The 25,016-nt window shown below is 62.5% G+C and carries 18 protein-coding genes and 1 riboswitch; of the genes, 8 read left to right on the top strand and 10 right to left on the bottom strand.

Going from position 1 to position 25,016, the window contains the following annotated elements:
- Positions 1 to 42: 42 nt before the first annotated feature.
- The 6 genes from J2Y41_RS05740 to speB form a co-directional block, all read right to left on the bottom strand.
- Positions 43 to 2,118, bottom strand: a complete 2,076-nt coding sequence (locus tag J2Y41_RS05740) for an ABC transporter ATP-binding protein (protein WP_309927021.1) — start codon at positions 2,116 to 2,118, stop codon at positions 43 to 45.
- A complete protein-coding gene (locus tag J2Y41_RS05735) occupies positions 2,115 to 3,848 on the bottom strand; it encodes an ABC transporter ATP-binding protein (protein ID WP_309927019.1) in 1,734 nt (577 codons plus the stop codon). The genes J2Y41_RS05740 and J2Y41_RS05735 overlap by 4 nt, the downstream gene beginning before the upstream one ends.
- A 317-nt stretch (positions 3,849 to 4,165) precedes the next feature.
- Positions 4,166 to 6,235 carry an MFS transporter gene (locus tag J2Y41_RS05730; protein ID WP_309927017.1) on the bottom strand — a complete coding sequence of 690 codons (2,070 nt, stop codon included), beginning with the start codon at positions 6,233 to 6,235 and terminating at the stop codon, positions 4,166 to 4,168.
- Between the two features lie 9 nt (positions 6,236 to 6,244).
- Positions 6,245 to 6,727: a MarR family transcriptional regulator gene (locus J2Y41_RS05725; RefSeq protein ID WP_309927014.1), complete on the bottom strand. Its 483-nt coding sequence runs from the start codon at positions 6,725 to 6,727 to the stop codon at positions 6,245 to 6,247.
- 142 nt (positions 6,728 to 6,869) lie between these two features.
- Positions 6,870 to 8,573, bottom strand: a complete 1,704-nt coding sequence (locus tag J2Y41_RS05720) for a thiamine pyrophosphate-binding protein (protein ID WP_309927011.1) — start codon at positions 8,571 to 8,573, stop codon at positions 6,870 to 6,872.
- Complete coding sequence (speB, locus tag J2Y41_RS05715) at positions 8,570 to 9,640, bottom strand: agmatinase (protein WP_309927009.1); 1,071 nt, start codon at positions 9,638 to 9,640, stop codon at positions 8,570 to 8,572. Before speB ends, J2Y41_RS05720 begins: the two co-directional genes overlap by 4 nt.
- 232 nt (positions 9,641 to 9,872) lie before the next feature.
- On the opposite strand from speB, the gene J2Y41_RS05710 reads away from it, so the two are divergent.
- Positions 9,873 to 11,846, top strand: a complete 1,974-nt coding sequence (locus J2Y41_RS05710; protein WP_309927007.1) for an amino acid transporter — start codon at positions 9,873 to 9,875, stop codon at positions 11,844 to 11,846.
- Between the two features lie 34 nt (positions 11,847 to 11,880).
- On the opposite strand, the gene J2Y41_RS05705 is transcribed toward J2Y41_RS05710, so the two are convergent.
- Entirely contained in the window at positions 11,881 to 12,456 is a 576-nt protein-coding gene (locus J2Y41_RS05705) for a helix-turn-helix domain-containing protein (RefSeq protein WP_224093801.1), read from the bottom strand.
- Between the two features lie 265 nt (positions 12,457 to 12,721).
- Here J2Y41_RS05705 and J2Y41_RS05700 point away from each other — a divergent pair, with 265 nt between their 5' ends.
- Together J2Y41_RS05700 and J2Y41_RS05695 are read left to right on the top strand one after the other, a co-directional pair.
- The gene (locus J2Y41_RS05700) at positions 12,722 to 14,263 is read left to right on the top strand and encodes a sodium:solute symporter (protein WP_224093800.1); all 1,542 of its coding nucleotides are present in this window, start codon (positions 12,722 to 12,724) and stop codon (positions 14,261 to 14,263) included.
- A gap of 162 nt (positions 14,264 to 14,425) precedes the next feature.
- Positions 14,426 to 14,545, top strand: a riboswitch (SAM riboswitch).
- A gap of 15 nt (positions 14,546 to 14,560) precedes the next feature.
- A complete protein-coding gene (locus J2Y41_RS05695) occupies positions 14,561 to 14,860 on the top strand; it encodes a hypothetical protein (RefSeq protein ID WP_224093798.1) in 300 nt (99 codons plus the stop codon).
- 9 nt (positions 14,861 to 14,869) lie between these two features.
- On the opposite strand, the gene J2Y41_RS05690 is transcribed toward J2Y41_RS05695, so the two are convergent.
- Positions 14,870 to 15,064: a hypothetical protein gene (locus J2Y41_RS05690; RefSeq protein ID WP_224093790.1), complete on the bottom strand. Its 195-nt coding sequence runs from the start codon at positions 15,062 to 15,064 to the stop codon at positions 14,870 to 14,872.
- Positions 15,065 to 15,342: 278 nt separating this feature from the next.
- On the opposite strand from J2Y41_RS05690, the gene J2Y41_RS05685 reads away from it, so the two are divergent.
- From J2Y41_RS05685 to J2Y41_RS05675, 3 genes are all read left to right on the top strand, one after another.
- Entirely contained in the window at positions 15,343 to 16,506 is a 1,164-nt protein-coding gene (locus J2Y41_RS05685; RefSeq protein ID WP_309927001.1) for a VIT1/CCC1 transporter family protein, read from the top strand.
- A 144-nt stretch (positions 16,507 to 16,650) separates the two neighbouring features.
- Complete coding sequence (locus J2Y41_RS05680; protein WP_396133478.1) at positions 16,651 to 17,463, top strand: matrixin family metalloprotease; 813 nt, start codon at positions 16,651 to 16,653, stop codon at positions 17,461 to 17,463.
- A gap of 117 nt (positions 17,464 to 17,580) precedes the next feature.
- Positions 17,581 to 18,495 carry a matrixin family metalloprotease gene (locus tag J2Y41_RS05675; protein ID WP_224166594.1) on the top strand — a complete coding sequence of 305 codons (915 nt, stop codon included), beginning with the start codon at positions 17,581 to 17,583 and terminating at the stop codon, positions 18,493 to 18,495.
- 34 nt (positions 18,496 to 18,529) lie between these two features.
- Here the strand turns inward: J2Y41_RS05675 and J2Y41_RS05670 are convergent, their stop codons facing one another.
- Positions 18,530 to 19,666, bottom strand: coding sequence for a Rossmann fold nucleotide-binding protein (locus tag J2Y41_RS05670; RefSeq protein ID WP_309927444.1), 1,137 nt, complete (start codon positions 19,664 to 19,666; stop codon positions 18,530 to 18,532).
- A 74-nt stretch (positions 19,667 to 19,740) separates the two neighbouring features.
- Between J2Y41_RS05670 and J2Y41_RS05665 the strand changes: the two genes are divergently transcribed.
- Both J2Y41_RS05665 and J2Y41_RS05660 read left to right on the top strand, forming a co-directional pair.
- On the top strand, positions 19,741 to 20,544 hold the full coding sequence (locus J2Y41_RS05665) for a gamma-glutamyl-gamma-aminobutyrate hydrolase family protein (protein WP_309926998.1): 804 nt from the start codon (positions 19,741 to 19,743) through the stop codon (positions 20,542 to 20,544).
- Positions 20,545 to 20,671: 127 nt separating this feature from the next.
- Positions 20,672 to 23,572, top strand: a complete 2,901-nt coding sequence (locus tag J2Y41_RS05660; protein ID WP_396133474.1) for a chitobiase/beta-hexosaminidase C-terminal domain-containing protein — start codon at positions 20,672 to 20,674, stop codon at positions 23,570 to 23,572.
- 356 nt (positions 23,573 to 23,928) lie between these two features.
- Here the strand turns inward: J2Y41_RS05660 and J2Y41_RS05655 are convergent, their stop codons facing one another.
- Positions 23,929 to 24,954 carry a Gfo/Idh/MocA family oxidoreductase gene (locus tag J2Y41_RS05655; RefSeq protein WP_309926992.1) on the bottom strand — a complete coding sequence of 342 codons (1,026 nt, stop codon included), beginning with the start codon at positions 24,952 to 24,954 and terminating at the stop codon, positions 23,929 to 23,931.
- Between the last annotated feature and the right edge of the window lie 62 nt (positions 24,955 to 25,016).

The raw sequence follows: 25,016 nt of genomic DNA, 5'->3' as shown, positions 1-25,016 counted from the left end.
CGGAATCCCGGGAGTGCAATCCGGTACTCAGGGAATTCGCGCTCAGCTGTGCACCGCCGTCGAGTCATCCACGGCGGTCTCTTCCTCACCGGCAAACTGGGACATGTACAGGCGGTAGTAGGCGCCTTGGAGCGTCAGCAACTGGTTGTGGTTGCCCTGCTCAACGATCCGCCCGTTCTCCATCACCAAGATGGTATCGGCGTCGCGGATGGTGGACAACCGGTGGGCGATGACGAAGCTCGTCCGGTCCGTGCGGAGCGCAGCCATGGCCTTCTGTAGCAGCAGCTCAGTACGTGTATCCACTGAGCTCGTAGCTTCATCAAGGATCAGCAGCGAAGGATCGGAGACGAAAGCACGGGCAATCGTGATGAGCTGCTTCTCACCGGCGCTGACGTTGTTGCCTTCTTCATCGATGATCGTCTGGTAACCGTCCGGCAGAGCCCGGACGAAGCGGTCCACGTAAGTGGCCTTGGCCGCTTCCATGATTTGTTCCTCGGTGGCGTCAAGGTTGCCGTATTTGATGTTGTCGTAGATGGTCCCGCCGAAGAGCCATGCATCCTGCAACACCATGCCCACCTTGGACCGCAGCTCGGAGCGGCTGAGATCCTTGATGTCCACGCCGTCCAAAGTGATACGACCGGCATTGAGCTCGTAGAAGCGCATTACCAGGTTCACCAAGGTGGTCTTTCCAGCTCCCGTAGGCCCGACGATCGCTACCGTGTGCCCAGGCTCCGCACTGAAGGAGAGATCCTCGATGAGGGGCCTGTCCTCCACATAGCTGAACGAGACATGCTCGAACTCCACATGGCCGTCGGTCTTGGCTGGCAGATGGCGGGTACCGGTCTCTTCAACTTCTTCGTCGGCGTCAAGGAATTCAAAGACGCGCTCGGCCGAGGCCACACCGGATTGCAGCATGTTCGCCATGCCGGCAATCTGGCCCAGAGGCTGGGTGAATTCGCGCGAGTACTGGATAAAGGCTGTGGCGTCGCCAAGACTCATGGAGCCGGAGGCAACCCGCAGGCCACCCACCACCGCAATGCCGACGTAGGACAGGTAGGACACGAAGTTCATGGCCGGGAAAATTACGCCGGAAACAAACTGGGCACCGAAGGACGCCTTGTACAAGGCCTCATTGCGTTCATCGAAGCGCACCAGCATGTCTGCATCACGGCCGAACACCTTGACGAGATCGTGTCCCGAGAAGGATTCCTCGATCTGGCCGTTCAGCGAGCCGGTGTTCTTCCACTGTGCAGCAAAGAGCTTCTGGCTCTTGGCACCAATGAAGCCAGCCATGACACCGGAAAGCGGCAAGGCAATCAACGCGATCAATGCCAGTTCCCAGGAGACGATGAACATCATCACGGTGATTCCCACTACGGTGAGCACCGAGCTAACCAACTGTGCGAACGCCTGCTGAAGGCCCTGCTGGACGTTGTCGACGTCGTTGGTCACGCGGGAAAGGATGTCGCCGCGCTGACGGGTGTCGAAGTAGTTCAACGGCAGCCTGTTGAGCTTTGCCTGGACGTCATTACGGAGCTGCTTGATGACGCGCATGACGATCCTGTTGAGCAGCCAGCCTTGTGCCCACAGGAAGATGTTTGCCACAAAGTACATCAGGAGGACGATCGAAATGAGGAACGTCAGCTTGGGGAAGTTGATCCCGTTGGTGAGTTCCATCTTGGAGACCATGTCCGCAAAGTTCTCTTGGCCTTGCTGGCGCATGAGCTCTACGAACTGTTCCTGCGAGACGCCCGGCGGGAGCTGCTTGCCCATGACGCCGCCGAAGATCACGTCCATCGCGGTGCCCAAAACCTTGGGGGCAATCACGTTCAGGACCACCGAGACCACCACAAGGCCGATCACGATATAAACGCCAACGCTCTCAGGCTTCAACAGGCCCATGAGACGCTTGGCCGATGGCCAGAACTCCTTGGCTTTCTTGGCTGGAAGATTGCCGAACATACCGCCATCGGCCTCGGACGGGACGTATTCCTCCTCCACGGCGTCATCGTCAAGTGCCTCTGTTGCCACGTCTGCCACGGCCGTGGCCTTGGCATTCTTCGCGGCCTCTGCCTTGGCAGCCCAGCCACGCTTCTTCTGCTGGTCCTGCTCGCTCATGCGACTTCCTCTACACTCAGCTGGGATTCAACGATTTCCTGGTACGTAGGAGAGGTTTCCAGCAGTTCATCGTGCGTTCCGCGATCCACGATCCGGCCGTTATCCAGGACCAGGATCTCGTCCGCGTCGGCAATGGTCGAGACTCGCTGCGCGACGATGATCACTGTGGCGTCCTGCGTCTTGGCCTTCAAGGCCTTACGGAGCCGGGCGTCGGTAGCGACGTCCAATGCGGAGAATGAATCGTCAAACAGATAGACATTCGGCTTGGTCACCAGGGCCCTTGCAATGGAAAGGCGCTGGCGCTGGCCGCCGGAGACATTGGTGCCGCCCTGGGCGATGCGCCGGTTCAAGCCGGATGACTTTTCCTCTACGAAGCCCTTGGCCTGCGCCGTCTCCAGCGCCTCCCACAGTTCCTCGTCGGTAGCTTCGGGCTTGCCAAAGCGCAGGTTGTGCTCGATGGTGCCGGAGAAAAGGTACGGCTTCTGCGGAACAGCCGAGACGCGGCTGGTGATCTCCGACGCGTCCAGTTCGGTGACGGGGACGCCGTCGAGAAGGACGTCACCTGAAGCGACATCGTAAAGCCGCGGCAGCAGGGAGACCAGGGTGGTCTTGCCTGCGCCCGTGGAACCGATGATGGCCAGGGTCTTGCCCGGCTCAGCGGTGAAGGAAATGTTGCTCAGCACCGGTGCCTCGGCTCCGGGGTATTTGAAGGTGACATCGCGGAACTCCACGCGGCCCTTCTTTTCCGCCGGAATCACGGGGGAAGCCGGGTTGTGGATGGAAGGCTCTACGTCCAGGACCTCGCCGATGCGGTCTGCACAGACGGAAGCACGGGGAATCATCATGGCCATGAAGGTACCCATCATCACTGCCATCAGGATCTGCAGGAGGTACTGCAGGAAGGCCGTGAGGGAGCCTACCTGCATGTCACCGGAGTCCACACGCTGACCGCCGAACCACAGCACCGCAGCGGTGGACAGGTGCAGGATCATGCCGATCGCGGGGAACATCAGGACAAAGAGATTGCCGATCTTCACGGAGACGGCGGTGAGGTCCTGGTTGGCGTCACCGAAACGTTTGGCTTCATAGGGTTCGCGCACAAAGGCACGGACAACACGGATACCAATGATTTGCTCGCGGAGCACACCGTTGATGGCGTCTATCTTGGCCTGCATTGACCGGAAGAGCGGCATCAACCGGACCACAAGGTAGCCCACCACTGCCACCAGGATGGGCACGGAAACCCAGACCAACCAGGAGAGGCTGAGGTCCTCGCGGAGTGCCATGATGATGCCACCCACGCACATGATGGGTGTGGAGACCATGAAGTTCAGGCCCATCAGCACCAGCATCTGGACCTGCTGGACATCATTGGTGCCACGGGTGATCAGTGTGGGAGCACCAAAACGGTTCACGTCCTGTGCGGAAAAGCTGCTCACTTGACGGTAGACGCTGCGCCGGAGGTCCCGGCCGATCGCCATTGCCGTCCGCGCACCGAAGTACACGGCTGCGACAGCGGTGAGCACCTGGCCGAGTGCGACGGCGAGCATCATGGCGCCCGTGCGCCAAATGAAATCGGTGTCGCCGCGGGAGACTCCCTCGTCAATGATTTTGGCGTTGAGGCTTGGGAGGTAGAGCGTGGCAATAGTGGACGCCAACTGGAATATGAGGACGGCCACTATCTGCGGCAAATACGGCTTGGAGTAGCGCCGTATAAGGGTGACAAGCATGCCCACGGGTCCTTAGAAAGAGTGCGTGAATGAAGTAAGAGAAGTGTTGCAGCAAGGGCTGACAGTATTAGCCTCCCTACTCTACGAAATCCGTTGCCTTGGCGAAACAACCCAGGGAAAAGATCATCCCAGCGGAGTATGTCCCGTGTCGGATCTGCTCCCGCTGGCGCAGTCATCACAGCCGATGCTGGCCGGATCAGCCGCTGTAGGCAACAAAAACGCCGGCTGGTCACAGCCGGCGCTTTCGGTCCCGCCCTCGTTCGCCACAGCCCGCTTAGTACGCCAGGAGTTTCGAACAAGGGCAGGATCCGTGGTGTCTAGCCCGCGTGCCTGCCGTGGTCCGGCCGCGCCTCCCGCGCTTCGACGCCTTGGAGGAGCAGCAAAGCCATTCGCTCCTGCTGCCTGCGTTCGCGCTTGAGTTCCTTACGGATCGCGGCGAGTTCCTCTGCGGTACTCGCCTGCTGCGCCGCGATGGTTTGCTGCTCCCGCAACCGTGCCTGCAGCTCAACGTTGGCCCGGCTGAGCTGCAATTGCTGTTCCGCCAGGACGTACTGGGTGCGGGACAACTGCTCCTGGACTTCCTTGACGTCAACCGTGGCGTGGGGGCGTTCCTGGGTCAGGATCCGCGCGAATTCGAGGTCAAGATCGGATCCGGAGTCCGTGGACCGAACCTGGCGGCTGGCCCCAGGGACGGAGCGATCGGCACCCAGGCGGGCGCCGCCGTCGTCCGCTTTCCCCGCATCCAAGGTAGCTGAATCCAAGGTAGCTGTATCCAACGACATGGCAGCATCTCCGGACGCCGTCGCCATGAGTTCGGACTCGGGCGCCGCGTCAACGGTGCGCCGCAGGGGGCGTTCCTTGATGAACAGCACAGCCAGGAGTGCCACCACACTGATGATGGCGGAGATCAGGAAGATCTGGGCAGTGGCGTCGCCGTAAGCCGCGCGCATGATTTCCGCGATGGGCGCCGGCATATCGGCCAGGTCCATGCTGGCACCGGACCCGCCGCCTTGGACCGGAATGCCCGCGGCGGCCATCCCTTCAACAGCCAGGTCCTTCACGTGGTTGGACATGATGGCACCCAGGACGGACACACCGATTGCGCCGCCTACAGAGCGGAAGAACGCAACCGAAGCGCTGGCCGTACCGATGTCCTTCGCTTGAACGGTGTTCTGCACGGCGAGCACCAGGTTCTGCATCAGCATGCCCAAGCCGAGGCCGAACACACCGGTGTAGATGGCTACGATCCAGAGTTCTGTGGTGTGATCCATCGTGCCGGCGAATGCGAGGCCGCCGATCAGGAGCACGGAGCCGGCGATCAGGAACCGCTTCCATTTGCCAAAGCGGCTGATCAGGATGCCCGATGCCACAGAACCAATAAGGTTGCCGGCGATCATTGGCAGCGTGAGCAGCCCTGCCTCGGTCGGCGTGGCTCCACGGGCAACCTGGAAGTATTGGCCCAGGAAGGTGGACGAACCAAACATGGCGATACCGACCGCGATGGAAGCGATGATGGCAAGTGCCGTGGTGCGCTCGGAGATGATCTTGAGTGGAATGATCGGCTGGGCAACTTTGGTTTCCACCAGCACCAGGAGCGCCAGCAGCGCTACGCCACCGCCCACCATGAGCGCTGACTGCCAGGAGAACCAGTCGTAGTAGTCCGGGTTGCCGGCGAAGGAAACCCAGATCAGGAGCAGGCTCACACCCGAAGTCAGGAGGATGGAGCCGAGCCAGTCGATCTTGGCGGGGCGCTTGATGTGCTGGATCTTCAGGGTCACCTGGAGCAGGATGAGCGCAACGACAGCCAGCGGCACGCAGACGAAGAACGTCCAGCGCCAGCCGAGCGGGCTGTCCACAATGAAGCCACCCAGCAGCGGGCCGCCGGCAGTGCCCACCGCCATGACGGCACCCATGTAGCCGGAGTATTTGCCGCGGTCGCGCGGCGGAATCATGGAACCGATGATTGCCTGGGCCAGGGCGGTGAGGCCACCCATGGCGATGCCTTGAATGACACGCGCAGTAAGCAGCAGCGGAATCGTCTCGGACAAGCCGGCCATGACGGAGCCCGCCACGAAAATGATGATGCTCAGCTGGACCAGGAGCTTCTTGTCGAAGAGGTCCGCGAGCTTGCCCCAGATGGGCGTGGTGGCCGCGTTCGCCAGCAAAGCGGCGGTGATGACCCAAGCGAAATCGGTTTGCGTGCCCTTGAGTTCGGACATGATGGTTGGCAGCGCGTTGGCGACGATTGTGCTGCTGAGGATCGCCGTGAAGAAGGCCGCGAGGAGACCTGTGAGGGCTTCCATGATTTGCCGGTGCGTCATGGGTGCGGCGGTTTGCCCCGGGGTGGCATTCTGAAGTGGGGTGGCATTCTGAACTGGTGTGGCCATGCGTGGCTCCTAAGCTGTGTGAGTAGTCGTAGTGGAGCCGGCCGCCGTTGCCCGGATTGAGTCCTTGAGGGACGTCGTGAGTTTGTTGATGACCTGGGAGGCCTCGAGGGCGTCCGCCTCGCTCCAGTCCGCCAGGTAATCCCGCAGCCTCACGCTGCGTTGTTCTTCGAAGTCGCGCAGCTTGGCCGCGCCATCCTCCGTCAGGGCAAGGAGCTGGGCCCTGCCGTCCGCCGGATCAGGCCGCCTGGCGACGAAGCCAAGTTCCTCGAGTTCGGCGAGATGCCTGCTGAGGACCGGCGCACTGACACCCAGGCGCGCAGCCAGTGCCGTTGCCCGGGTCTCCCCCTCGCCGATAAAGCGCATGACGCCTTGGACTGCCATCCCGACGTCGGGAACGCGGGCCATGTGGGCGGTCACCACGCAGCGCAGGGTGCGCTGGAGGTCGAAGATTTGATGCACAAGATCGGTTGCTGTGGCAGAACCGACGGACATGGAAGAACACCCCTTTTTTTGTTTGCCTAGAGCAACTATAACCCATATTGATTGCTTTGGGAAACTAAAGAAGAAGAGCCTGGCTGTTAAAGCAATCAAGCCCCCGCACGGAAAACGTGCGGGGGCTTGATGCTTTGGGTTCTTAGTGTTCCAGGTGGGTCGGGCCAAACATCTTTAGCAGCGTCTCAACCACGACGACGTTGGGACCGTCCGCCTCGAAGGACGCCTTGAGCGCGTCCCCCACTTCCTCCGGGGAAACCCGGCGCGCCGGAACACCGAACGACTCGGCCAGCTTCACGAAGTCCGGCCGTGCGAGCTCAGTGGCCGTGGCCTTGCCGAAAGCACCCACCATGTATTCGCGGAGGATGCCATAGCCGCCGTCGTCCACGATCAGCCAGGTGACCGGGATATTGTGCTGCTTCGCCGTGGCCAACTCCGAAATGGAGTACATCGAGGAACCGTCACCGGAAACAGCAAGCACCCTGCCGGGTTTGCCGGTGGTTTCCAGGCCCACGGCACCGCCGATGGCTGCCGGGAAGCCGTAGCCGAGGCCGCCGGCACCTTGGGCTGAGTGGAATTGGCCCTCGCGGGCGTCCCAGCAACTCCATCCCCAGTACGCGGAGATGGTCATGTCCCAGAAGGTCTGCATGTCGGCGGGAACCGCTTCACGGATGTCGGCCATGAATTTCAGTTCCTTGGCCAGATCCTGGGATTCAAGGCGTGCCTTGACCTTGGCCAGGGACTCCTTGACCACTTCTTCCGGGCTGGTGCCGTGCCAGGACCGAGTCACAGTGTCCGCGGCACCAGCTGCTGCCAGCGCCTCGTCCAAGGCTGCCAGGGCCTGGCCCGCGTCGGCACGGATGCCCAAGCCTGGCCGGTTGGATTCGAGGACGCGCGGTTCGGCGTCGATCTGGATGATGCGGCCGCGGGGTTCGAACGTGAAGTAGTTGGACGTAACCTCACCGAGGGATGAACCGATGACGATCAGCACGTCGGCATCTTCAAGGACATCGGTCATGTACCGGTCCTCGATCCACGACTGCAGCGATAACTCGTGCTTCCACGGGAATGCACCGTTGCCGCCAGGGGTGCAAATAACGGGGGCGCGCAGCTGCTCGGCAATGGACAGCAGCGACTTCTCAGCCCGGCCACGGCGCGTACCGCCGCCTGCGATGATCGCCGGACGTTCCGCCGTCGAAAGCCACTTCACGGCCTCGCGGATCAGCTCGACGCGCGGCGGGTTGTCTGCTGCCTCGGCGAGCGCGTCCTCCACGGGCGGGACCATGATCGGATCCAGCAGGACGTTCTGCGGAATCTCGATCCACACCGGACCCTGCGGCGAGGAAATGGCCTCGGTCCAGGCGTCCTGGATGGCCGACGGGATGCCCGAGGCATGCTGGATCAGGCGCTGGCTCTTGGTGACGTTCGCGGCCGAAGCCTTCTGGTCGTCCAACTGGTGCAGCATGCCCTTGCGGCGAGCACCCAGGCCCTCAAGCGGAATCTGGCTGGCAACAACCACCATCGGAACACCGGTGGCATACGCCTCCTGCAAACCAGCAAGGGAGGTGAGCGCACCCGGACCTGTGGACAGGAACAGCACGCCCACCTCGCCGGTGGCGCGGGAGTAGCCATCAGCCGCAAACGCCGAATTGTTCTCCACACGCGAAGACACGAAGTGCAGGTTGCCGCGGCCCATGGCGTCAAAGAGGCCCAAAGCGTGCTGTCCGGGGATACCGAAGACCGTCTTGGCACCCAGCGCCTCGAGGGTCTCGACGACGAGGTCCCCACCGTTGCGCTGATCGGTACCCTGGGTTGGCGCCGCAGTGCCTGGATCGAAATCGATCATCGCGTCTCTCCAGCGGTGCCGGTTGCCTGGGCGAGTTCCGCGATGCGGGCACCGAGGGCCTGCTGGGCGTAGCCGTTCGGTGCACCGAGACGGTCGCCCTCCACGGCGTTATCCGCCATGAGGGTTACCAGTTCATAAGCAACGTGACTGCCGGCCACGCCCGTGATTTCCGCGTGGTCATAAGCCGGGGCAACTTCCACAATGTCAGCACCCACGAGGTTCATGCCACGGAATCCACGGATGATTTCGAGGAGTTCCCGGCTGGTGATGCCGCCTGCTTCGGGCGTACCGGTGCCGGGGGCGTGTGCGGGATCCAGGACGTCGATGTCCACGGAGATGTACAGCGGACGGTTGCCGATGCGGTCGCGGATCTTGGCCACCGTCTCCAGGACGCCCTGGTAGTAGACGTCAGCGGAGGTGACGATTCCGAAGCCAAAGCGGTGGTCGTCGTCGAGGTCCTTTTTGCCGTACAGCGGACCGCGGGTACCCACGTGGCTGATGGCCTCCGTGTCCAGGATGCCTTCTTCCACTGCGCGGCGGAACGGCGTACCGTGCGTGTATTCCGCACCGAAGTAGGTGTCCCAGGTGTCCAGGTGTGCGTCGAAGTGGAGCATGGCCACTGGCTCACCGGCTCGCTCCGCTGCTGCCCTCAGGAGCGGAAGGGCGATGGTGTGGTCGCCACCCAGAGTGACCAGCTTGCTCCCGCTGGCCGTAAGGTCAAGCGCGTTCTGCTGAATGGTCTCAATGGCCTCGTTGATGTTGAACGGGTTCACCGCCATGTCGCCGGCATCCGCCACCTGGATGTTCTCGAAGGGGCTGACATCCCAGGCAGGGTTGTACGGGCGCAGCAGGCGGCTGGCCTCACGCACATGGTTCGCGCCGAAGCGGGCGCCGGGGCGGTAGGAAACACCGGAGTCAAAGGGCACGCCGACAACGGTGACGTCAGCCTTGGAGACCTGGTCCAGGCGGGGCAGGCGGGCGTAGGTGGCAGCACCGGCGTAGCGCGGGATGCGGGACGAATCGATGGGACCAAGGTTCCCGTTGGCCTCAATACGGAGCTCTTCCAAAATGCGCCACTCCTTAGTGGATAGGTCGAGATGAATCAGTAACTGTGACACCCATCATACACTCAAAGTTTCCTAATAAGCATCATCTGTTTACAAGTTTCCTTCAAGGTCCGGCCCCTATGAGATGCCGGTCACATCCGGCGTAAAGATTCCATAAAAACCGGGGTCCAGGCGCAGAATGCGGCCATACGCTCCTTTGCGTGAGCAGCACCGTGCTGCCCGGAAGGACAACGTGACCACCCTGACGAGGCCGCCAGCCGACCCTGCCGACCGGAACAAAAAGGCATTCCACCTCAAATCATGGCTGCTTGAAGGAATGCCGGATACCTCGGGCAAACGGCAGGGTCCCCACGGAAAGCCTGCGGAAGCCCACAAACCGCAAGCTTGGTGGAAGGTCATGTGCCTGACAGGCCTGGACTACTTCTCAACGCTGGGCTATCAGCCTGCCATCGCGGCCCTGGCGGCGGGATTACTGTCGCCATTGGCAACGCTGCTGCTGGTCTTCGTCACCTTGGCTGGCGCACTGCCTGTATACCGTCGAGTCGCCAGGGAAAGTCCCCGGGGCGAGGGTTCCATTGCCATGCTCGAGCGCCTGCTTCCCCGATGGGGTGGCAAGTTGTTCGTCCTGGCACTCCTCGGCTTTGCGGCCACGGATTTCATGATCACCATCACGCTCTCCGCCGCCGACGCCACCGCCCACCTCATTGAGAACCCCTTCGCTCCACACTTCCTGGAAGGCCAGCAGGTTGTCATCACGCTGGCCCTGATTGCAGGACTGGGCATCGTCTTCCTGCGCGGATTCAAGGAAGCCATCAACGTGGCCGTCGTCCTGGTAGCCGCCTTTCTGGCACTGAACCTTGTGGTCGTCATCGTTTCCATCGGCCATGTCTTCACCGAGTCCCGGGTCATCTCAGACTGGTGGACCGCACTGAACACATCCCACGGTGATCCCATCCTCATGATTGCCCTTGCGCTGCTCGTTTTCCCGCGGCTGGCCCTTGGCCTCTCAGGGTTCGAGACCGGCGTCGCAGTCATGCCGCAGATCAAGGGAGATCCTTCCGATACTGAAGCCAGGCCGGCCGGACGGATCAAGGGCGCCCACAAGCTCCTGACCACCGCCGCCATCATCATGAGTTCGTTCCTCATAACGTCCAGCTTCACCACCGTCATGCTGATCCCGGCAGCTGAATTCGAACCCGGCGGCAAGGCTGATGGGCGTGCCCTGGCTTTCCTCGCCCACAAGTTCCTGGGCGACGGTTTTGGCACGGTGTACGACGTCAGTACCATCGCTATTCTGTGGTTTGCCGGAGCCTCGGCCATGGCGGGCCTCCTGAACCTGGTCCCCAGGTACCTGCCGCGCTACGGCATGGCTCCAGCGTGGGTCCGCGCATTGCGCCCACTCGTCCTGGTCTTCACAGTCATCGCCTTCATCGTGACGATTATTTTCCAAGCCGACGTCAACGCCCAGGGTGGCGCCTATGCCACGGGCGTACTCGTCCTGATCACGTCCGCCTCCATCGCCGTGACACTGTCCGCCCGGAGAAAGAAACAACGGGCACAGTTCATCGGCTTCGGAGTGGTTTCCCTGGTCTTCATCTACACCACCGTGGTGAATTCGATCGAGCGCCCGGACGGCCTGAAGATCGCCGCGTTGTTCATTCTGGGCATCATGGTGGTGAGCTTCATCTCCAGGATCCGGCGTGCCTTTGAACTCCGTGCCACGCATATCAAAATGGACCAGGCTGCACTCGAATTCACTGCAAACAACGTCGACGGCCCTGTTCGGATCATCGCCCATGAACCAAAGCACCTCAGCGCCGGACGGTACCGGGAGAAGCTCCAACACGCGCAGCAGGCCAACCACCTGCCGCTGGATTGCGATGCGGTGTTCATCGAGATCATTGTTGACGACAGCTCGGACTTCGAGCAGGAGCTCCAGGTTGTGGGCAAGAAACGGCATGGCTTCAAGATCCTGGAAGTCCACAGCAACAACGTGCCCAACACCCTTGCCGCCGTCCTGCTGCACATCCGCGACGTCACGGGTTTCATGCCGCACATCTACTTCCGCTGGACCGAGGGCAACCCCATCTCCAACCTCAGCAGGTTCCTTTTCTTTGGCGAGGGCGAGATCGCGCCGGTGACCCGCGAGGTACTGCGTGAGGCTGAGCCCGACATCACCCGGCGCCCCTGGGTCCACGTGGGCTGACCCCGCCGCAGCACCCCGCAGCACCGGGCAAGAGCTACTTGCTCGCTGCGGGCACCAGAATCCAGAGAACCTCGACGGTTTCGTCCGTGGGATTGACCCAGGTGTGGGGTTCCCTGCCCGGGAAGGAGAGGGTGTCCCCTTCTTCGAGGTCGTACTCCTCGTTGGTCAGGATGAGTTTGATGCGTCCCTTCACCACGTGAAGGACGTCAACGTCGCAGTCCACGGCGTAGAGCTCGTTCTCACCACGACCCCGCGGCTCGATGGTGGCCTGAAGGATCTGCAGGCGCCGCTCCGAACGGGCCGTTAACAAACGCTCCACAATGCCCTGGCCGCCCAGCGAAATCCGGGGACCGTCGTCGCGCCTGGTCAGATGCGTTTCGGGAGCGGCAAACAGGTCTCCTACCGACACGGACAGGACCTGGCAAAGGGTTACGAGTGAAGCGACCGACGGTGACGTCAGATCCCTCTCGACACGGCTGAGGAAGCCCTTGGTCAAACCAGTTGCGTCCGCCACTTGCTCAATGGTGAGGCGCTGCGCCTGGCGGGCTGCGCGGATTCTGGAACCAATGGCAACGGGAACGTTGCTTGGTTCAACGGGGAGAGCCTTCATTCACGAACCTTTCAGGCCTGTCATTCGGCCCTGTCATTGCAGCAATAGTAGCGGGACCAGGGGCCGCTGGAGCCCTCAACAGCCCGAGGATGACCAAAGCCCCTTGACTGTTACTCCCATCACAACATATCCTCATAGGCAACAAGTGTTGTCTGTGAGGCACAACACGATCCCCAATCTCCCATCACCAGCACGGAGACTTCGACGCTTCCCAGGCGTATCGTCGAAAACCCAACCTCCGTGCACCAGCTCCAAGGAGCCACTCATGGACTCATCGTTCATAAACATCGCCATTGTGGTGGTGTACCTGCTTGCCATGCTTGCATTCGGCTGGTGGGGCAAGTCCCGCACCAAGAACAACAGCGACTTCCTGGTGGCCGGCCGCCGCCTTGGACCTTTCCTTTACACCGGCACCATGGCCGCAGTTGTCCTCGGTGGGGCATCCACCGTCGGCGGTGTCGGCCTGGGCTACAAGTTCGGCATCTCAGGTATGTGGCTGGTAGTCGCAATCGGCGCCGGCGTCCTCCTCCTGAGCTTGCTCTTCGCCGGCACTATCCAGCGCCTGAAGATCTACACGGTCTCCCAAATGCTGAGCCTTCGCTACGGCAGCAAGGCCACGCAGACCTCCGGAATCGTCATGCTGGCCTACACCCTCATGCTCTGTGCCACATCCACCGGCGCATACGCCACCATCTTTGTGGTCCTCTTCGACTGGGAACGCTGGATGGCGATCGCCGTCGGCGGTGCAATTGTGCTTGTTTACTCGACCATCGGTGGCATGTGGTCCATCACCTTGGCCGACCAGGTCCAGTTCATCATCAAGACCGTGGGCATCTTCTTCCTGATGCTCCCGTTCGTCATGAACGCGGCCGGAGGACTGGACGGCATCCGTGAGCGCGTCGAGGCGAGCTTCTTCCAGATCGACGGAATCGGCGTCCAGACGATCATCACCTACTTCGTCGTGTACACACTCGGACTCCTGATCGGCCAGGACATCTGGCAGCGCGTCTTCACGGCCAAGACTCCCAAGGTTGCACGCTGGGGTGGAGCGACCGCCGGCGTTTACTGCATCCTCTACGGTGTGGCCGGTGCCTTGATCGGCCTGGCCGCCCGGGTGGCGCTCCCCAACATTGATGTCGCCAACCTCGGCAAGGACGTGGTCTACGCCGAGGTGGCAACCCACATCCTGCCCATCGGCATCGGCGGCCTGGTCATGGCCGCAGCTGTTGCAGCCATGATGTCCACCGCTTCAGGTGCCCTGATTGCCGCCGCCACGGTGGCCCGCGCAGATGTTGTTCCGTTCGTGGCCAGCTGGTTCGGCAAGACCATCAACACGGACGACACCGAAAACCCCGAGCACGACGTCAAAGCCAACCGTTACTGGGTTCTTGGCCTGGGCATCGTCGCGGTGTTGATCTCCATGGCCGCGCAGGACGTGGTTGTTGCCCTCACCATTGCTTACGACATCCTTGTGGGCGGCCTCCTCGTCGCGATTCTTGGCGGCCTGGTGTGGAAGCGCGGCACTGGTATCGCTGCTGCATGGTCCATGGCAGTGGGCTCGGTATTGACGTTGGCCTTGTTGATTCTGTTCGCCACTGGAGTCATTCCAAGCGTCGACGGCGTCTACGCCAACGAGCCCATCTACTACGGCCTCGCGGCCTCGTTCGTCGCCTACGTGGTGATTTCCCTCCTCACGCCGCCCACCGAACCCGAAGTCCGGGCCGCTTGGGAAAAGCGCGTGGCCGGAGCGGTATCTGACGAATTGCCCTTGGAAGCCCACCCCGTCAGCAGCCACAACGCCAGCTAACGGCCCAGGGCCGCAAGGCATCAGATAAGGACTGAACAAAGCAATGTTCGACGGCGGCGCCGCCCCTTCCCGGGGCAGCGCCGCCGTTGCGCTGTGCGGGGGCGAGCGGATCCGAGGGCCACACTTCTCCCGGACAGCACTCCTCCAGTACAGTGGTCCCAGCTTCAAGAGAGGTGGCGCCAAGCTCCGACTGGCCACACACCAACCCCATGTTCACGGGTGGTTCGGATGAGGAAGCGGCCCGCCCCGGACCAGAGACAACCGAGCGGGCAAGAGCACTCCCCAAAGGAGCAGTCCTTGCCGTACCAAGGCGTTACCACCCCAAGCCAAAGCAGCCCCACCAAAACCGAAGCGCCCACTGTTCCGGTGATTCCCGGCGTCGACCTTGTCCTTGGGACGGTGACGCTGTTCCTGAACGGTGGCCTGGCCCGGTTCCGGCACCCCGAAGCGCGCCTGTTGGCGCATGCCCTTGCCCAGGCTGTGCGTCCATCGCGGTGGTGTGAATCGTCGAGGACGTTGACGGTGACTGTTGCAGCGCTCGGGCGTCCGGCGGGACTGGAGCGGCATTTCACCTTCGGTGAAGACGGCCCTGCCTAAGAAACGGTCCTAGAATTCTTCGTCTTCTTCCCCGCGGAATTCTTCGGTTTCATCCAGGGGGACAACCCGCTCGTCGTCATCCGGGACGTCGATTTCCTCCACCCAGGGTTCGTCGACTTCCTGGTCGTCGCTGTAGTCGTAGGCGGGATCCGACTCGATGGTCTCCCGTTCGGGGTGGTTGGCGTGCGGTTCGGTGGTGTCCATGCTGCAACCTCCGTCTGGTGGGCTGGCAAGCAGCCTGCTGACCGAGTGCGGGGAGGGCCCCCGCCCCTGTCCTTCCATCTGAGCACTGTGCCTGAAGAGGGTCAAGGCAACGGCCCACATGGACCCAGGGAAAGGCTCAAGGCAGAGGATTGCAGCTTCGAAAATTAAGGCATGCCGAACATTCCAACTAAGGAATACCGGCCAAAAATCCGCGCCAATAAGCGGTACAGTGGGCGTGCAATGGGGCTGCAACTACCCCACCCAGCACAGGAGAAAAAGTGCAGAAGCGCCAGGAATCCCACGGTTCGTCGAGCCCCGCTCCGGACCCCGCCCCCGGATCCGGAACACCGTCCCAACCAGCCCGGCCCACACCGGCGGACATCAGGCGCTGGCGTCAATACCTGGCCGACGAGCGTGCCGAAGCCGCCGTCTACCGGGAACTCGCCCAGCGTCGTGACGGCGAAGAACGGCAGATCCTGCTCGCCCTGGCCGAGGCCGAGGGAAGGCACGAGGCACACTGGCTCAAGCTCTTGGGAGAACACGCCGGAATGCCGAAGGGAGCTTCCACCCGCAGCCAGCTGCTGGGCTTCCTGGCCCGGCACTTTGGTTCCGTGTTCGTCCTCGCGTTGGCGCAGCGCGCGGAAGGCCGCTCCCCCTACGGAGCCGAACCTGCCGCGACTCCAGCCATGGTTGCCGACGAACAAATCCACGAAGAAGTTGTCCGGGGCCTTGCCACCCGTGGCCGCAACAGGCTCTCCGGTACCTTCCGTGCCGCTGTTTTTGGCGCCAACGATGGCCTGGTGAGCAACCTTTCACTGGTCATGGGTATGGCAGCAACCGGCGTTCCCAGCCCTGTGGTCCTCATGAGTGGCGTGGCCGGTTTGCTGGCCGGCGCCCTGTCCATGGGTGCTGGCGAGTACGTTTCGGTCCGCTCGCAGCGGGAGTTGCTCAGCGCCACGCTGCCCACGCAGGCAACCCTCACAGCCGCCCCTTCTTTGGACATCGAGCACAACGAGCTTGTGCTGGTGTACTTGGCCCGCGGCATGACCCGTGAGGCAGCCGAGCACCGTGCCGCCGAACGCATGGGACTCTTCAGCTGCGACTGCGATCCCAGCTTCTCCTTGCAACCGGAGAAAGAGCAACCCGCTGACAACCACGAAACCGTGGGGTCTGCCTGGGGCGCTGCGATGTCCAGCTTCTGCTTCTTCGCCTCGGGTGCGGTCGTGCCCATCCTTCCGTTTATTTTCGGCATGACGGGTGTGGCGGCACTGATAGTAGCCGGTGTACTGGTGGGGATCGCGCTCCTGGCGACTGGCGCCGTCGTCGGGCTGTTGTCCGGGACCTCACCGCTGAGCCGTGGCTTCCGGCAGCTGGCGATCGGCCTGGGCGCCGCGGCCGCCACCTACGGGCTTGGCCTCGCGTTCGGAACGATGATCGTCTAGGCGGTAATGTTGGTTCGTCCTCCGCGCGGCCCCGCGTGACCGGGGCGTAGGGAATGGAGAACCGTGGATTCGGAGCAGCCGCCATTGCGCGCGCCAAAACACCGTCGTGCGGGCACAACCCTCCGGATTCTTCGCGGCGTCCTCATGGCCGGTGTCGCCGCGGTGGTGGCTGTCCTTGTCAGCGGTTTGCTCCACGGCGATCCCCGGATCATCGGGCTGTTTCCGGGCGTGGCCCTGCCCAATTCGCCCAAAAGCGAGCCGATCCAACAGACCCCGGCACGCGCCCTGGACGCGCCGCCTCCAGGAATCGACGAGGCCGACGCCCCGCTCGCATCGCCGCCGCCCCCAGCCAACGCCAGCGATTCATATAAGTTCCTGGCAACCAACGACGACGGCACTCCGGTTGGGTACTCGCCGTGCCGTCCCCTGCACTACGTGGTGAACGACGCCACCGCGCCTGAGGGTACGGATTCACTGCTTGCCACCGCAATCGCCAATATTTCCGCGGCGTCCGGAATCCAGTTCATCAACGATGGCAGCACGGATGAGTTGCCCACCACTAAGCGCGAACCTTACCAACCATCCAAATATGGTGACCGGTGGGCACCCTTGCTCATTTCGTGGACCACGCCTGAGACTGCTCCTGCGCTGGCTGAGAGCGTCATCGGCACGGGCGGCAGCACCATGTACTCACTCAACAACGGTCCCAAGAGCTACATCACGGGCAGCCTGGAGCTCGACACCCCGCAAGTGGCGGAGCTTCTGGCCGAGGAGGGCGGTTCGGACTACGTGCTGGCGGTCATGCAGCACGAACTGGGGCACGTCATGGGTTTGGATCATGTTGATGATCCGGTTCAGCTGATGTACCCGGAGATCGGCGCCCCTGACGGTTTGGCTGCCGGCGACCTGAACGGCCTTCACCTCCTGGCCTCGGCTCCTTGCCGCAAGGACATCTGAAGCAGCGCAGCTTCCCAGGAATCGCCATGGACTCGCGGTCCCATGGGTTCTATCCTGACGGAAGCGGCCGACGGCGGCGCCCCACCGTCCGATTGGGCCGTCCCGTGAGGGGGTTCGATGGAACCTTATGGGTCGCCAGAGTGGCCAGACCCCTATCCCCCGCCGCCTTACCACCCGGATGCCAAGCCGCCGCCCAGGCCTCCCATCAAGCACAGCAGCATCGCGGCCATCCTGTTCCTGTTCGGCATCCTTGGTTTGGTCTGCGCCGGCGCCTACTTCAGCGGCGAACTTCAAAGGTTCTGGTCCGATTCCACGACGCAGAGCCAGGCGCCGCGGCCCGGGCTGGTTCCTTTTGGCCAGCGTCAGGATCCGCTGCCCGGATTTGAGGAAGCCGACGCTCCCCTGGGCACACCGGCGCCGTTGCTAAGGACCAGCAATTCTTACAAATTCCTGGCCGTCAAGGAAGACGGCACTCCCCTTGCCTACTCCCCTTGCAGGCCGATTCACTACGTCGTGAACTCAAACCTGGCCCCCACAAGCTGGTATTCCATGGTGGAGGAAGCAGTTCGGCAGGCCAGCCTCGCCTCCGGGCTGCAGTTCATTTATGACGGTCCGACGTCCGAAATCCCCAGCACCAACAGGGCCGGCTATCAGCCCACAACATACGGGGACCGCTGGGCGCCGGTGCTCATTGCCTGGACCACACCGGAGCAGGTGCCGCGGCTGACCGGACAAACGGTGGGCTTGGGCGGAAGTTCCTCCATCGGCCTGAGCAACGGCTATAAGGCCTACGTGACTGGGTCGGTGTCGTTGGATGCACCGCAGTTTGCCGGGATCATGGACACACCCCAGGGCAAGGAAGTGGGCACGGCCGTGATCATGCACGAACTCGGACACGTTCTTGGTTTGGACCATGTGGATGACCCCCGCCAGCTGATGTACGACCAAGCCTCGTGGGTTCGCGAGTACGCTGCCGGGGACAAGACGGGCCTTGCCCAACTCGGCTCAGGCCCCTGCAGTAAGGATTTCTAGCCGCAGCAAGGACTTCTAGCTGCAGCAAGGACTTTTAGCCCGCGGCCACGACCGCGAGCGCGTCCTCCACCGTGTCCACCAGGAAGATTCTGTTCGCCATGGGCCGCCCGGCCGCGAGGCTTCGCAGCATCGGCCAGGCCGGGTAGGTCCGTTCCCAATGATCGCGGCCCACCAGGACCATGGGAGTGATGGTTTCGGGGGCACCGTAATAGTTTTCGCACGCATCCTGAAAGATCTCCTGCACGGTTCCGGCGGAACCGGGCAGGAACACGATTCCGCCGTTGCAAAGCTCCAGGAGGATCGCTTCGCGGATTGCGTTGGCGAAGTACTTGGCGATGTGCGTGGCGAACAGGTTGGGTGGCTCATGGCCGTAGAACCAGGTGGGTATCCCCAGCGTCGCTGTGCCTTCCGGGTAACGTTCGACGACGGCGGCTGCTTGCCGCGCCCAAGCCGTCACCGAGGGCCTGAACCCCGGTATGGAAGCGAGCGTGTGCAGCGCTGTGGTGGAATCGGCGTCGGGCAGTCCGCTGAGGTAGGCGCCCATGTTGGCTGCTTCCATGGCGCCAGGGCCACCGCCGGTAGCTACTGTGAAGCCCGCTTGCGCGAGCAAGCGCCCCAGCCGCGCGGCGTCGGCGAATTCCTTGGTTCCGCGTTGCGCTGCGTGTCCGCCCATGACGCCCACGAGTCTGGTGCCTGCCAGGTCCCCATCTTGCAGCAGCTCGTCCAGGGCGTCGCCGATCGCGTGGTCGTGCAGGGCCGCGGCGAGCGTTGCGTCAAGGCTTGCCCGCTTTCCCGGAAGGATGCTCCACTGGTAAATCCTCGCGTCCAGGGTGGCTTCATACTCTGCAGTGGAGATGTCCTCGTAAAGTTCCCTGGCCGTGTAGAGGGTGCCTCGATATGGGTTGAAGGGCACGCCACGCATCTTGGGAAAGATGAGCGCGCCGCGGCTTCGAAGGCTCTCCTCGATGCCGTCGTCGAAAGTGCATCCGAGGAAGATCGCGCCCTGCGGGTCCAGCATTTTCAATTCCCGCGAGCGTCCGCGAAGGTCCAGCGACTGCGCGTGCCAGCCGTGCATGGATCCCGCCCCGGACGTAACCAGTTTGTCGAAATGAACGATGCTTTCGACGTCGAGCGTCCGTGGACTTGGGTTCAAGGCACCGGAGGGATTCATGGCATCAGCGTAGTAGTGCTCAACGGCTTGAGTCCCGTTTACGCGCAGGGCGATGTTCCGTTGCATGATGAAGCATGAAGACTTCAGATGAGGGCGGCGCTGGCGCCCGGCCGCGTATCGGAGTTCCGATTCGCCTTAGCAGCTCGGACAATCCCGACGCCCGCGTGGGCGAAGCCAACCAACTCTTCACATTTATTGTGGATTTGCTCCGTGAAGCGGGTGCGCAGCCGGTGTTGCTGACCCCCGTGTCGGCCGACAGTGCCGGGCGTCTGGCTTCTGTCATGAAAACGCTCGACGGCGTGCTGCTGCCCGGTGGCGGGGACCTGGAACCGCGTCTCTATGGCCAGGACCCGGAGGATTCGGTGTATGACGTCAACCCGGAACAGGACCACCTGGATATTGACGTCGCCCGGGCCACGATCGACGCCGGCCTTCCGCTGCTGGGGATCTGCCGCGGCCACCAGTTGTTGAACGTGCTTTACGGCGGGACGTTGATCCAGGACATGGCACCGTCTGCCGTGAACCACAACGGCTTGGATCCGGACGACCCCAGTGCCGGTGAGTGGGCATGGCATGACGTTGTGCTTGCACCAGGATCGAAGACCGCCGCGCTCTATGGCGCTCCGGAGGGGACTTCCATCAAGATTGCTTCGGGGCATCACCAGGCGGTGGCCAGGGTGGGCGAAGGTCTGGTGGTTACAGCGATCGCCGACGACGGCACCGTGGAAGCGCTTGAAGACCCTTCCCGTTGGGTTGCCTCGGTGCAATGGCATCCGGAGGCGTCCCAGCTTCCCGATAACGAGCGGCTGGCACCTTTTAAGGCGTTCGTGGAAGTGTGCCGGAACCCTACCCAGGCCCGGCCTGGAGGAGTACAGTAGCGCTCACTGCATCGCTTTCAGCTCTGCTGAAAGCTCGGCCAGCGCATAACTCCATTCGAATGACGTCCCGTGGGCGTCGTAAGTTTGCCGGCTGGGGGGCCCAACATCTGCTCAAAGGAGCATGGTTGTGGACCGTCCAAAATACGTCCGTCGTCCGAATCGGCAACCCCGTCTCTTCAGCTTCCTGGGCTTGATGCTTGCTCCGGCTTTGGCCTTCGCGGGACTCGTCGCATTTTCCATCGCCCCTGCGTCGGCGGCCGTTCCGCCGTGCGCAGGAACCGGCGGGGCCATGCAGATCGTGGCTCACACGGACGATGACCTGCTTTTCCTCAGTCCGGACTTCATGAGGGACATCCAGGCCAAACGCTGCGTCCAAACGGTATTCACCACGGCGGGCGAGGCTGGCGAGGGTGCCGTGTATTGGAAGAGCCTGGAAGCTGGAATCAGGGCCAGCTACTCCAAGATGGCGGGAGTGTCTGATTCGTGGACCACCTCGGATGCAGGGGTTCCCAACCGTCCGCTGACCATGCAAACCCTCAATGGTGCACCCAATATCTCGGTGGTGTTCATGCGCCTTCCCGATGGTTTCCCGAACGGTGACGGCAGTGCGGCGTACAACGACCAAAGCATCCTCAAACTGTGGGACGGGCGGCTTTCCTCCATCAGGCCCGTGGACAACGCCGCCACTTTTACCAAGTCGCAGTTCCAGACCGCACTGAACCGGTTGGTGGCCAACTTCCAACCGACCACGTTCCGCACACAGGACTGGACCGGCAACTTCAACAGCCCCTACGATCACAGCGACCATTGGGCAACCGCCAAATTCGCCCAACTGGCTACGCGCAGCTACACCGGCCCACACACCTCCCTGGCCTACGACGCCTACGTGATTGACGAGTACCCCCAGAACGTGACCGGTGCCGAACTCACCACGAAAGTGGACACCTTCGTGCGGTTCGCGGATTTCGACATGTACATCTGCAGCAGTCCCGGCGAAGGATGCCCCGATTCCCCGTACGATGAGTGGCTGAAACGGCAATACATCACAGCCATTGAGTGGGTGGGCAACGCTGCGAAATCGGCAGGGACCACCGTCACCGCGTCATCCCAGAAAGCAACAGCCCAGAGCCCGGAGAAAGCCCGGGACGGGTATGCGTGGGGCACCCCCATGGACGCAACGCGTGAATGGGTGACAGCCGCTGAAAAGGCGGGCAGCTGGATTCAATACAACTTCTCCCCCACAAGGACCATCAACTCGGTGACCTTGTTCGACCGGCCGCTCCTCTCCGACCAAGTGACCGGAGGAAACCTGTTGTTCTCGGATGGAAGCACTGTGGCAGTCCCGGCGCTTCCCAACAACGGCTCCGGGCTCACCATCAACTTCCCGTCCAAGACCGTGAGCTCGGTCCGTTTGAACATCACCTCAGTCAGCTCCACCACCACCAACGCCGGTTTGGCCGAGTTCGAGGCCTATCTCGGAACGGACAACGTCGCCCCCGTGGTCACGGCAACACCTCCGGGTGGAACATACGCGGTGGGCCAGTCCATCACCCTCTCCGCCAATGAGACGGCGACGATCTACTACACCACGGACGGCAGCAACCCCACCACGGCGAGCAGCAAGTACGCCAGTCCCATCCCGCTGAACGGCCCGATGACCCTGAAGTACTTCGCCGTTGACGGCGCGAATAATTCGTCTGCCGTGGCCACCCAGACGTATTCGACAGGCCCTGATATCACCAAGCCTGTGGTGACAGCCAGCCCTGTGGGCGGTGCCTACGCAGCGGGTACCACCATCACCTTGGCCGCCAACGAACCGGCGGAAATCCGCTACACCACGGACGGCACCGATCCCCTCACCGCCGGCCTGCTGTATACCGCGCCGATAACGTTCAATGGGCCGGACCCCATGACCCTGAAGTACTTTGCCAAGGATACGGCCGGAAATACCTCCGACATCGCAACGCAGACCTACACGATCCCGCCGGACACGACAGCTCCGGTAGTGACGGCCAGTCCCACCTCGCGGGCCTTGGCCAGCGGCGCCACGATCACGCTGACAGCCAACGAGCCTGGGGCGGCCATCTACTACACCACCGACGGCAGCACCCCCACGGCCACCGAGTCTGCTTCCAACATCAAGTACTCCAGCCCGATCATCATGGGCAGCTCCACGCTGACGTTGAAATACATAGGCGTGGACACGGCAGGCAACACGTCCTCCGTTGGTACCCAGACGTACACCGTTCCCATAGCCGGACCGCCGTCGGCCCATGACTTCAACGGGGACGGCCGCGCTGACGTCCTTGCGGCTGACACCGCCGGCAACCTGTACCTGTACCCGGGCAACGGCGCGGGCGGGCTCTCCCCCAGGCAACTCGCCTTGCCTGCACCGGCCTGGTCAACCAACACGGACACCATCACCCCTGGCGACTTCAACAGCGACGGAAAACCGGACGTCCTGGCACGATCCGGGGACGTACTGTGGTTCTACCCCGGTGACGGTGCCGGCAGCTTTGGCGCACGGAAGCAAGTCAGCACCGGTTGGAGCACCATGACACAGCTCTTCTCACCAGGCGATTTCAGCGGTGACGGAATACCCGATTTCATGGGACGCCGCAGCAACGGCGACCTCCGCTTGTATGAAGGAAATGGTGCTGGAGGACAGCGGACTCCCTACACAGTCGGCTGGGGTTGGGGCGTCATGAACGCCATCTTCAGCACCGGCGATTTCAACAGTGATGGCAAGGCAGATGTACTGGCGCGGCGCACCGATACAGGCGCATTATGGCTATATCCGGGCAATGGTTCCGGGGGCTGGCTGCAATGGACGCAGATCGGGACGGGCTGGGGAACCCGCACTGCGCTGGCCGGACCACGGGACCTTGACGGCGACGGCAAGAACGACGTCGTAGGCCGCATCGGAGACACTTTGTGGCTCTATCCCGGATCGGGAAGCGGAACGCTCAGCAACGTTCCGCCCGTCAGCCTCGGCTCGGGTTGGCAGGCAATGAAGGTCATCGCCTGATCAGCCCCCATAGACCTGGCGCGGGTCGGAGTTTTCCCCCAGACTCATCCGGCCCGCGTCAGCTACGTCCGATCCTCTCGCACATCAGCCCCCCTTTTCCCCGATCCTCTCGCACATCGGCCCCCTTTTCGGCCGATCCTCTCGCACATCGGACCCCCTTTCGGCCGATCCTCTCGCAGCTCCCGCGCGCGGTAGGACCCGACGTCGGCACCAGGGCCAAGTGCCGGCGTCGTGGCTTTCCTGAAGCAAGGGAGAGAGGAAAGCCGGCAATCCCCAAGGATGTGAGAGAACGATGGGAAAAAGCCCGCAGGATGTGAGAGAACGATGGGAAAAAGGCCGCAGAATGTGAGAGAAGATCAGGGGGCGACGCGGACCGGGACGCCGGTTTCGAGGGATTCCTGGGCCGCGTCAGCAACCTTGGAAGCAGCGACGGCGTCCTCGGGCGTGCATGGATTCTTGCGCTCTCCCAGGACCAATTCCACGAACGCAGCCATCTCGGAACGGTACGCCTGGTCGAAGCGCTCAGCAAAGGTCTGATGGGACTTGCCGGACGGGAACGCAACCCCTGGCTCAGCTGAACGGACAGCCATCTGGTCATCCATGCCAACCACCACCGAGCCATCCGAGCCTTGAAGTTCCAGCCGCACGTCATGCCCGGCCCCGTTGTAACGGCTGGCCGAAACCGTACCTACCGTGCCGTCGTCGAACGTTACTACCGCCAGGGCGGTATCGACGTCGCCCACCTCACCGATTGCCGGGTCCCCGTTGTTGGAACCTTTGGCATAGACCTCCACAATTTCCTTGCCCGTGAGCCAGCGAAGGATGTCGAAATCGTGGACGGAGCAGTCCCGGAACAGCCCGCCCGAGGTTGCCAGGAACTGAACGGGCGGCGGGGTCATATCGCAGGTGAGGGCGCGGACGGAGTGGATCCAGCCCAACTCCCCGGCTTCGTAGGCGCGCTTGGCTTCCAGGTAGCCGGCATCGAACCGGCGTTGGTGGCCGATCTGCACGGTTCCGCCCTTGTCGCGAATGTACTCAAGGACTGGCAAGGACTCCGCCACATTCACGGCCACGGGCTTCTCGCAGAACACCGGAATCCCAGCATCGACGCCCGCGCGGATGAGGTCCGGGTGTGTCGCCGTGCCGGTGGCGATCACCAGACCATCCACACCTGAAGAGATCAGCTCCGCCACTGAAGCCACGAATTCCGCTCCAAAGTCAGCGGCGACAGAACGGGCGTGCTCCTCCGCCACGTCGGTCAGCCTGAGTTGGACCTGGACACCCTCCGGGTTCAGGACTTGGTTGAGCGCGGTGATGTTCCTGGCATGCATTACACCGATCCGGCCAACACCCACCAGGCCAAGGGTCACTTGCTTGATCATTATCTGTCTCCGTCAGTGCAGCAGAAGTTGAGTCTTAAGAGGGATTCTTGAGGCGACACTAA

Source organism: Arthrobacter sp. 1088 (assembly GCF_031455315.1).
Taxonomy (GTDB): domain Bacteria; phylum Actinomycetota; class Actinomycetes; order Actinomycetales; family Micrococcaceae; genus Arthrobacter.
This window is presented reverse-complemented; position numbering and strand designations above follow the sequence as displayed.

Excerpts from the sequence above, each read along its gene's own strand:
- J2Y41_RS05740 (WP_309927021.1), bottom strand. The coding sequence starts at position 2,118 with ATGAGCGAGCAGGACCAGCAGAAGAAGCGTGGCTGGGCTGCCAAGGCA.
- J2Y41_RS05735 (WP_309927019.1), bottom strand. The coding sequence starts at position 3,848 with ATGCTTGTCACCCTTATACGGCGCTACTCCAAGCCGTATTTGCCGCAG.
- J2Y41_RS05730 (WP_309927017.1), bottom strand. The coding sequence starts at position 6,235 with ATGGCCACACCAGTTCAGAATGCCACCCCACTTCAGAATGCCACCCCG.
- J2Y41_RS05725 (WP_309927014.1), bottom strand. The coding sequence starts at position 6,727 with ATGTCCGTCGGTTCTGCCACAGCAACCGATCTTGTGCATCAAATCTTC.
- J2Y41_RS05720 (WP_309927011.1), bottom strand. The coding sequence starts at position 8,573 with ATGATCGATTTCGATCCAGGCACTGCGGCGCCAACCCAGGGTACCGAT.
- J2Y41_RS05705 (WP_224093801.1), bottom strand. The coding sequence starts at position 12,456 with ATGAAGGCTCTCCCCGTTGAACCAAGCAACGTTCCCGTTGCCATTGGT.
- J2Y41_RS05700 (WP_224093800.1), top strand. The coding sequence starts at position 12,722 with ATGGACTCATCGTTCATAAACATCGCCATTGTGGTGGTGTACCTGCTT.
- J2Y41_RS05690 (WP_224093790.1), bottom strand. The coding sequence starts at position 15,064 with ATGGACACCACCGAACCGCACGCCAACCACCCCGAACGGGAGACCATC.
- J2Y41_RS05680 (WP_396133478.1), top strand. The coding sequence starts at position 16,651 with ATGGCCGGTGTCGCCGCGGTGGTGGCTGTCCTTGTCAGCGGTTTGCTC.
- J2Y41_RS05675 (WP_224166594.1), top strand. The coding sequence starts at position 17,581 with ATGGAACCTTATGGGTCGCCAGAGTGGCCAGACCCCTATCCCCCGCCG.
- J2Y41_RS05670 (WP_309927444.1), bottom strand. The coding sequence starts at position 19,666 with ATGAATCCCTCCGGTGCCTTGAACCCAAGTCCACGGACGCTCGACGTC.
- J2Y41_RS05665 (WP_309926998.1), top strand. The coding sequence starts at position 19,741 with ATGAAGACTTCAGATGAGGGCGGCGCTGGCGCCCGGCCGCGTATCGGA.
- J2Y41_RS05655 (WP_309926992.1), bottom strand. The coding sequence starts at position 24,954 with ATGATCAAGCAAGTGACCCTTGGCCTGGTGGGTGTTGGCCGGATCGGT.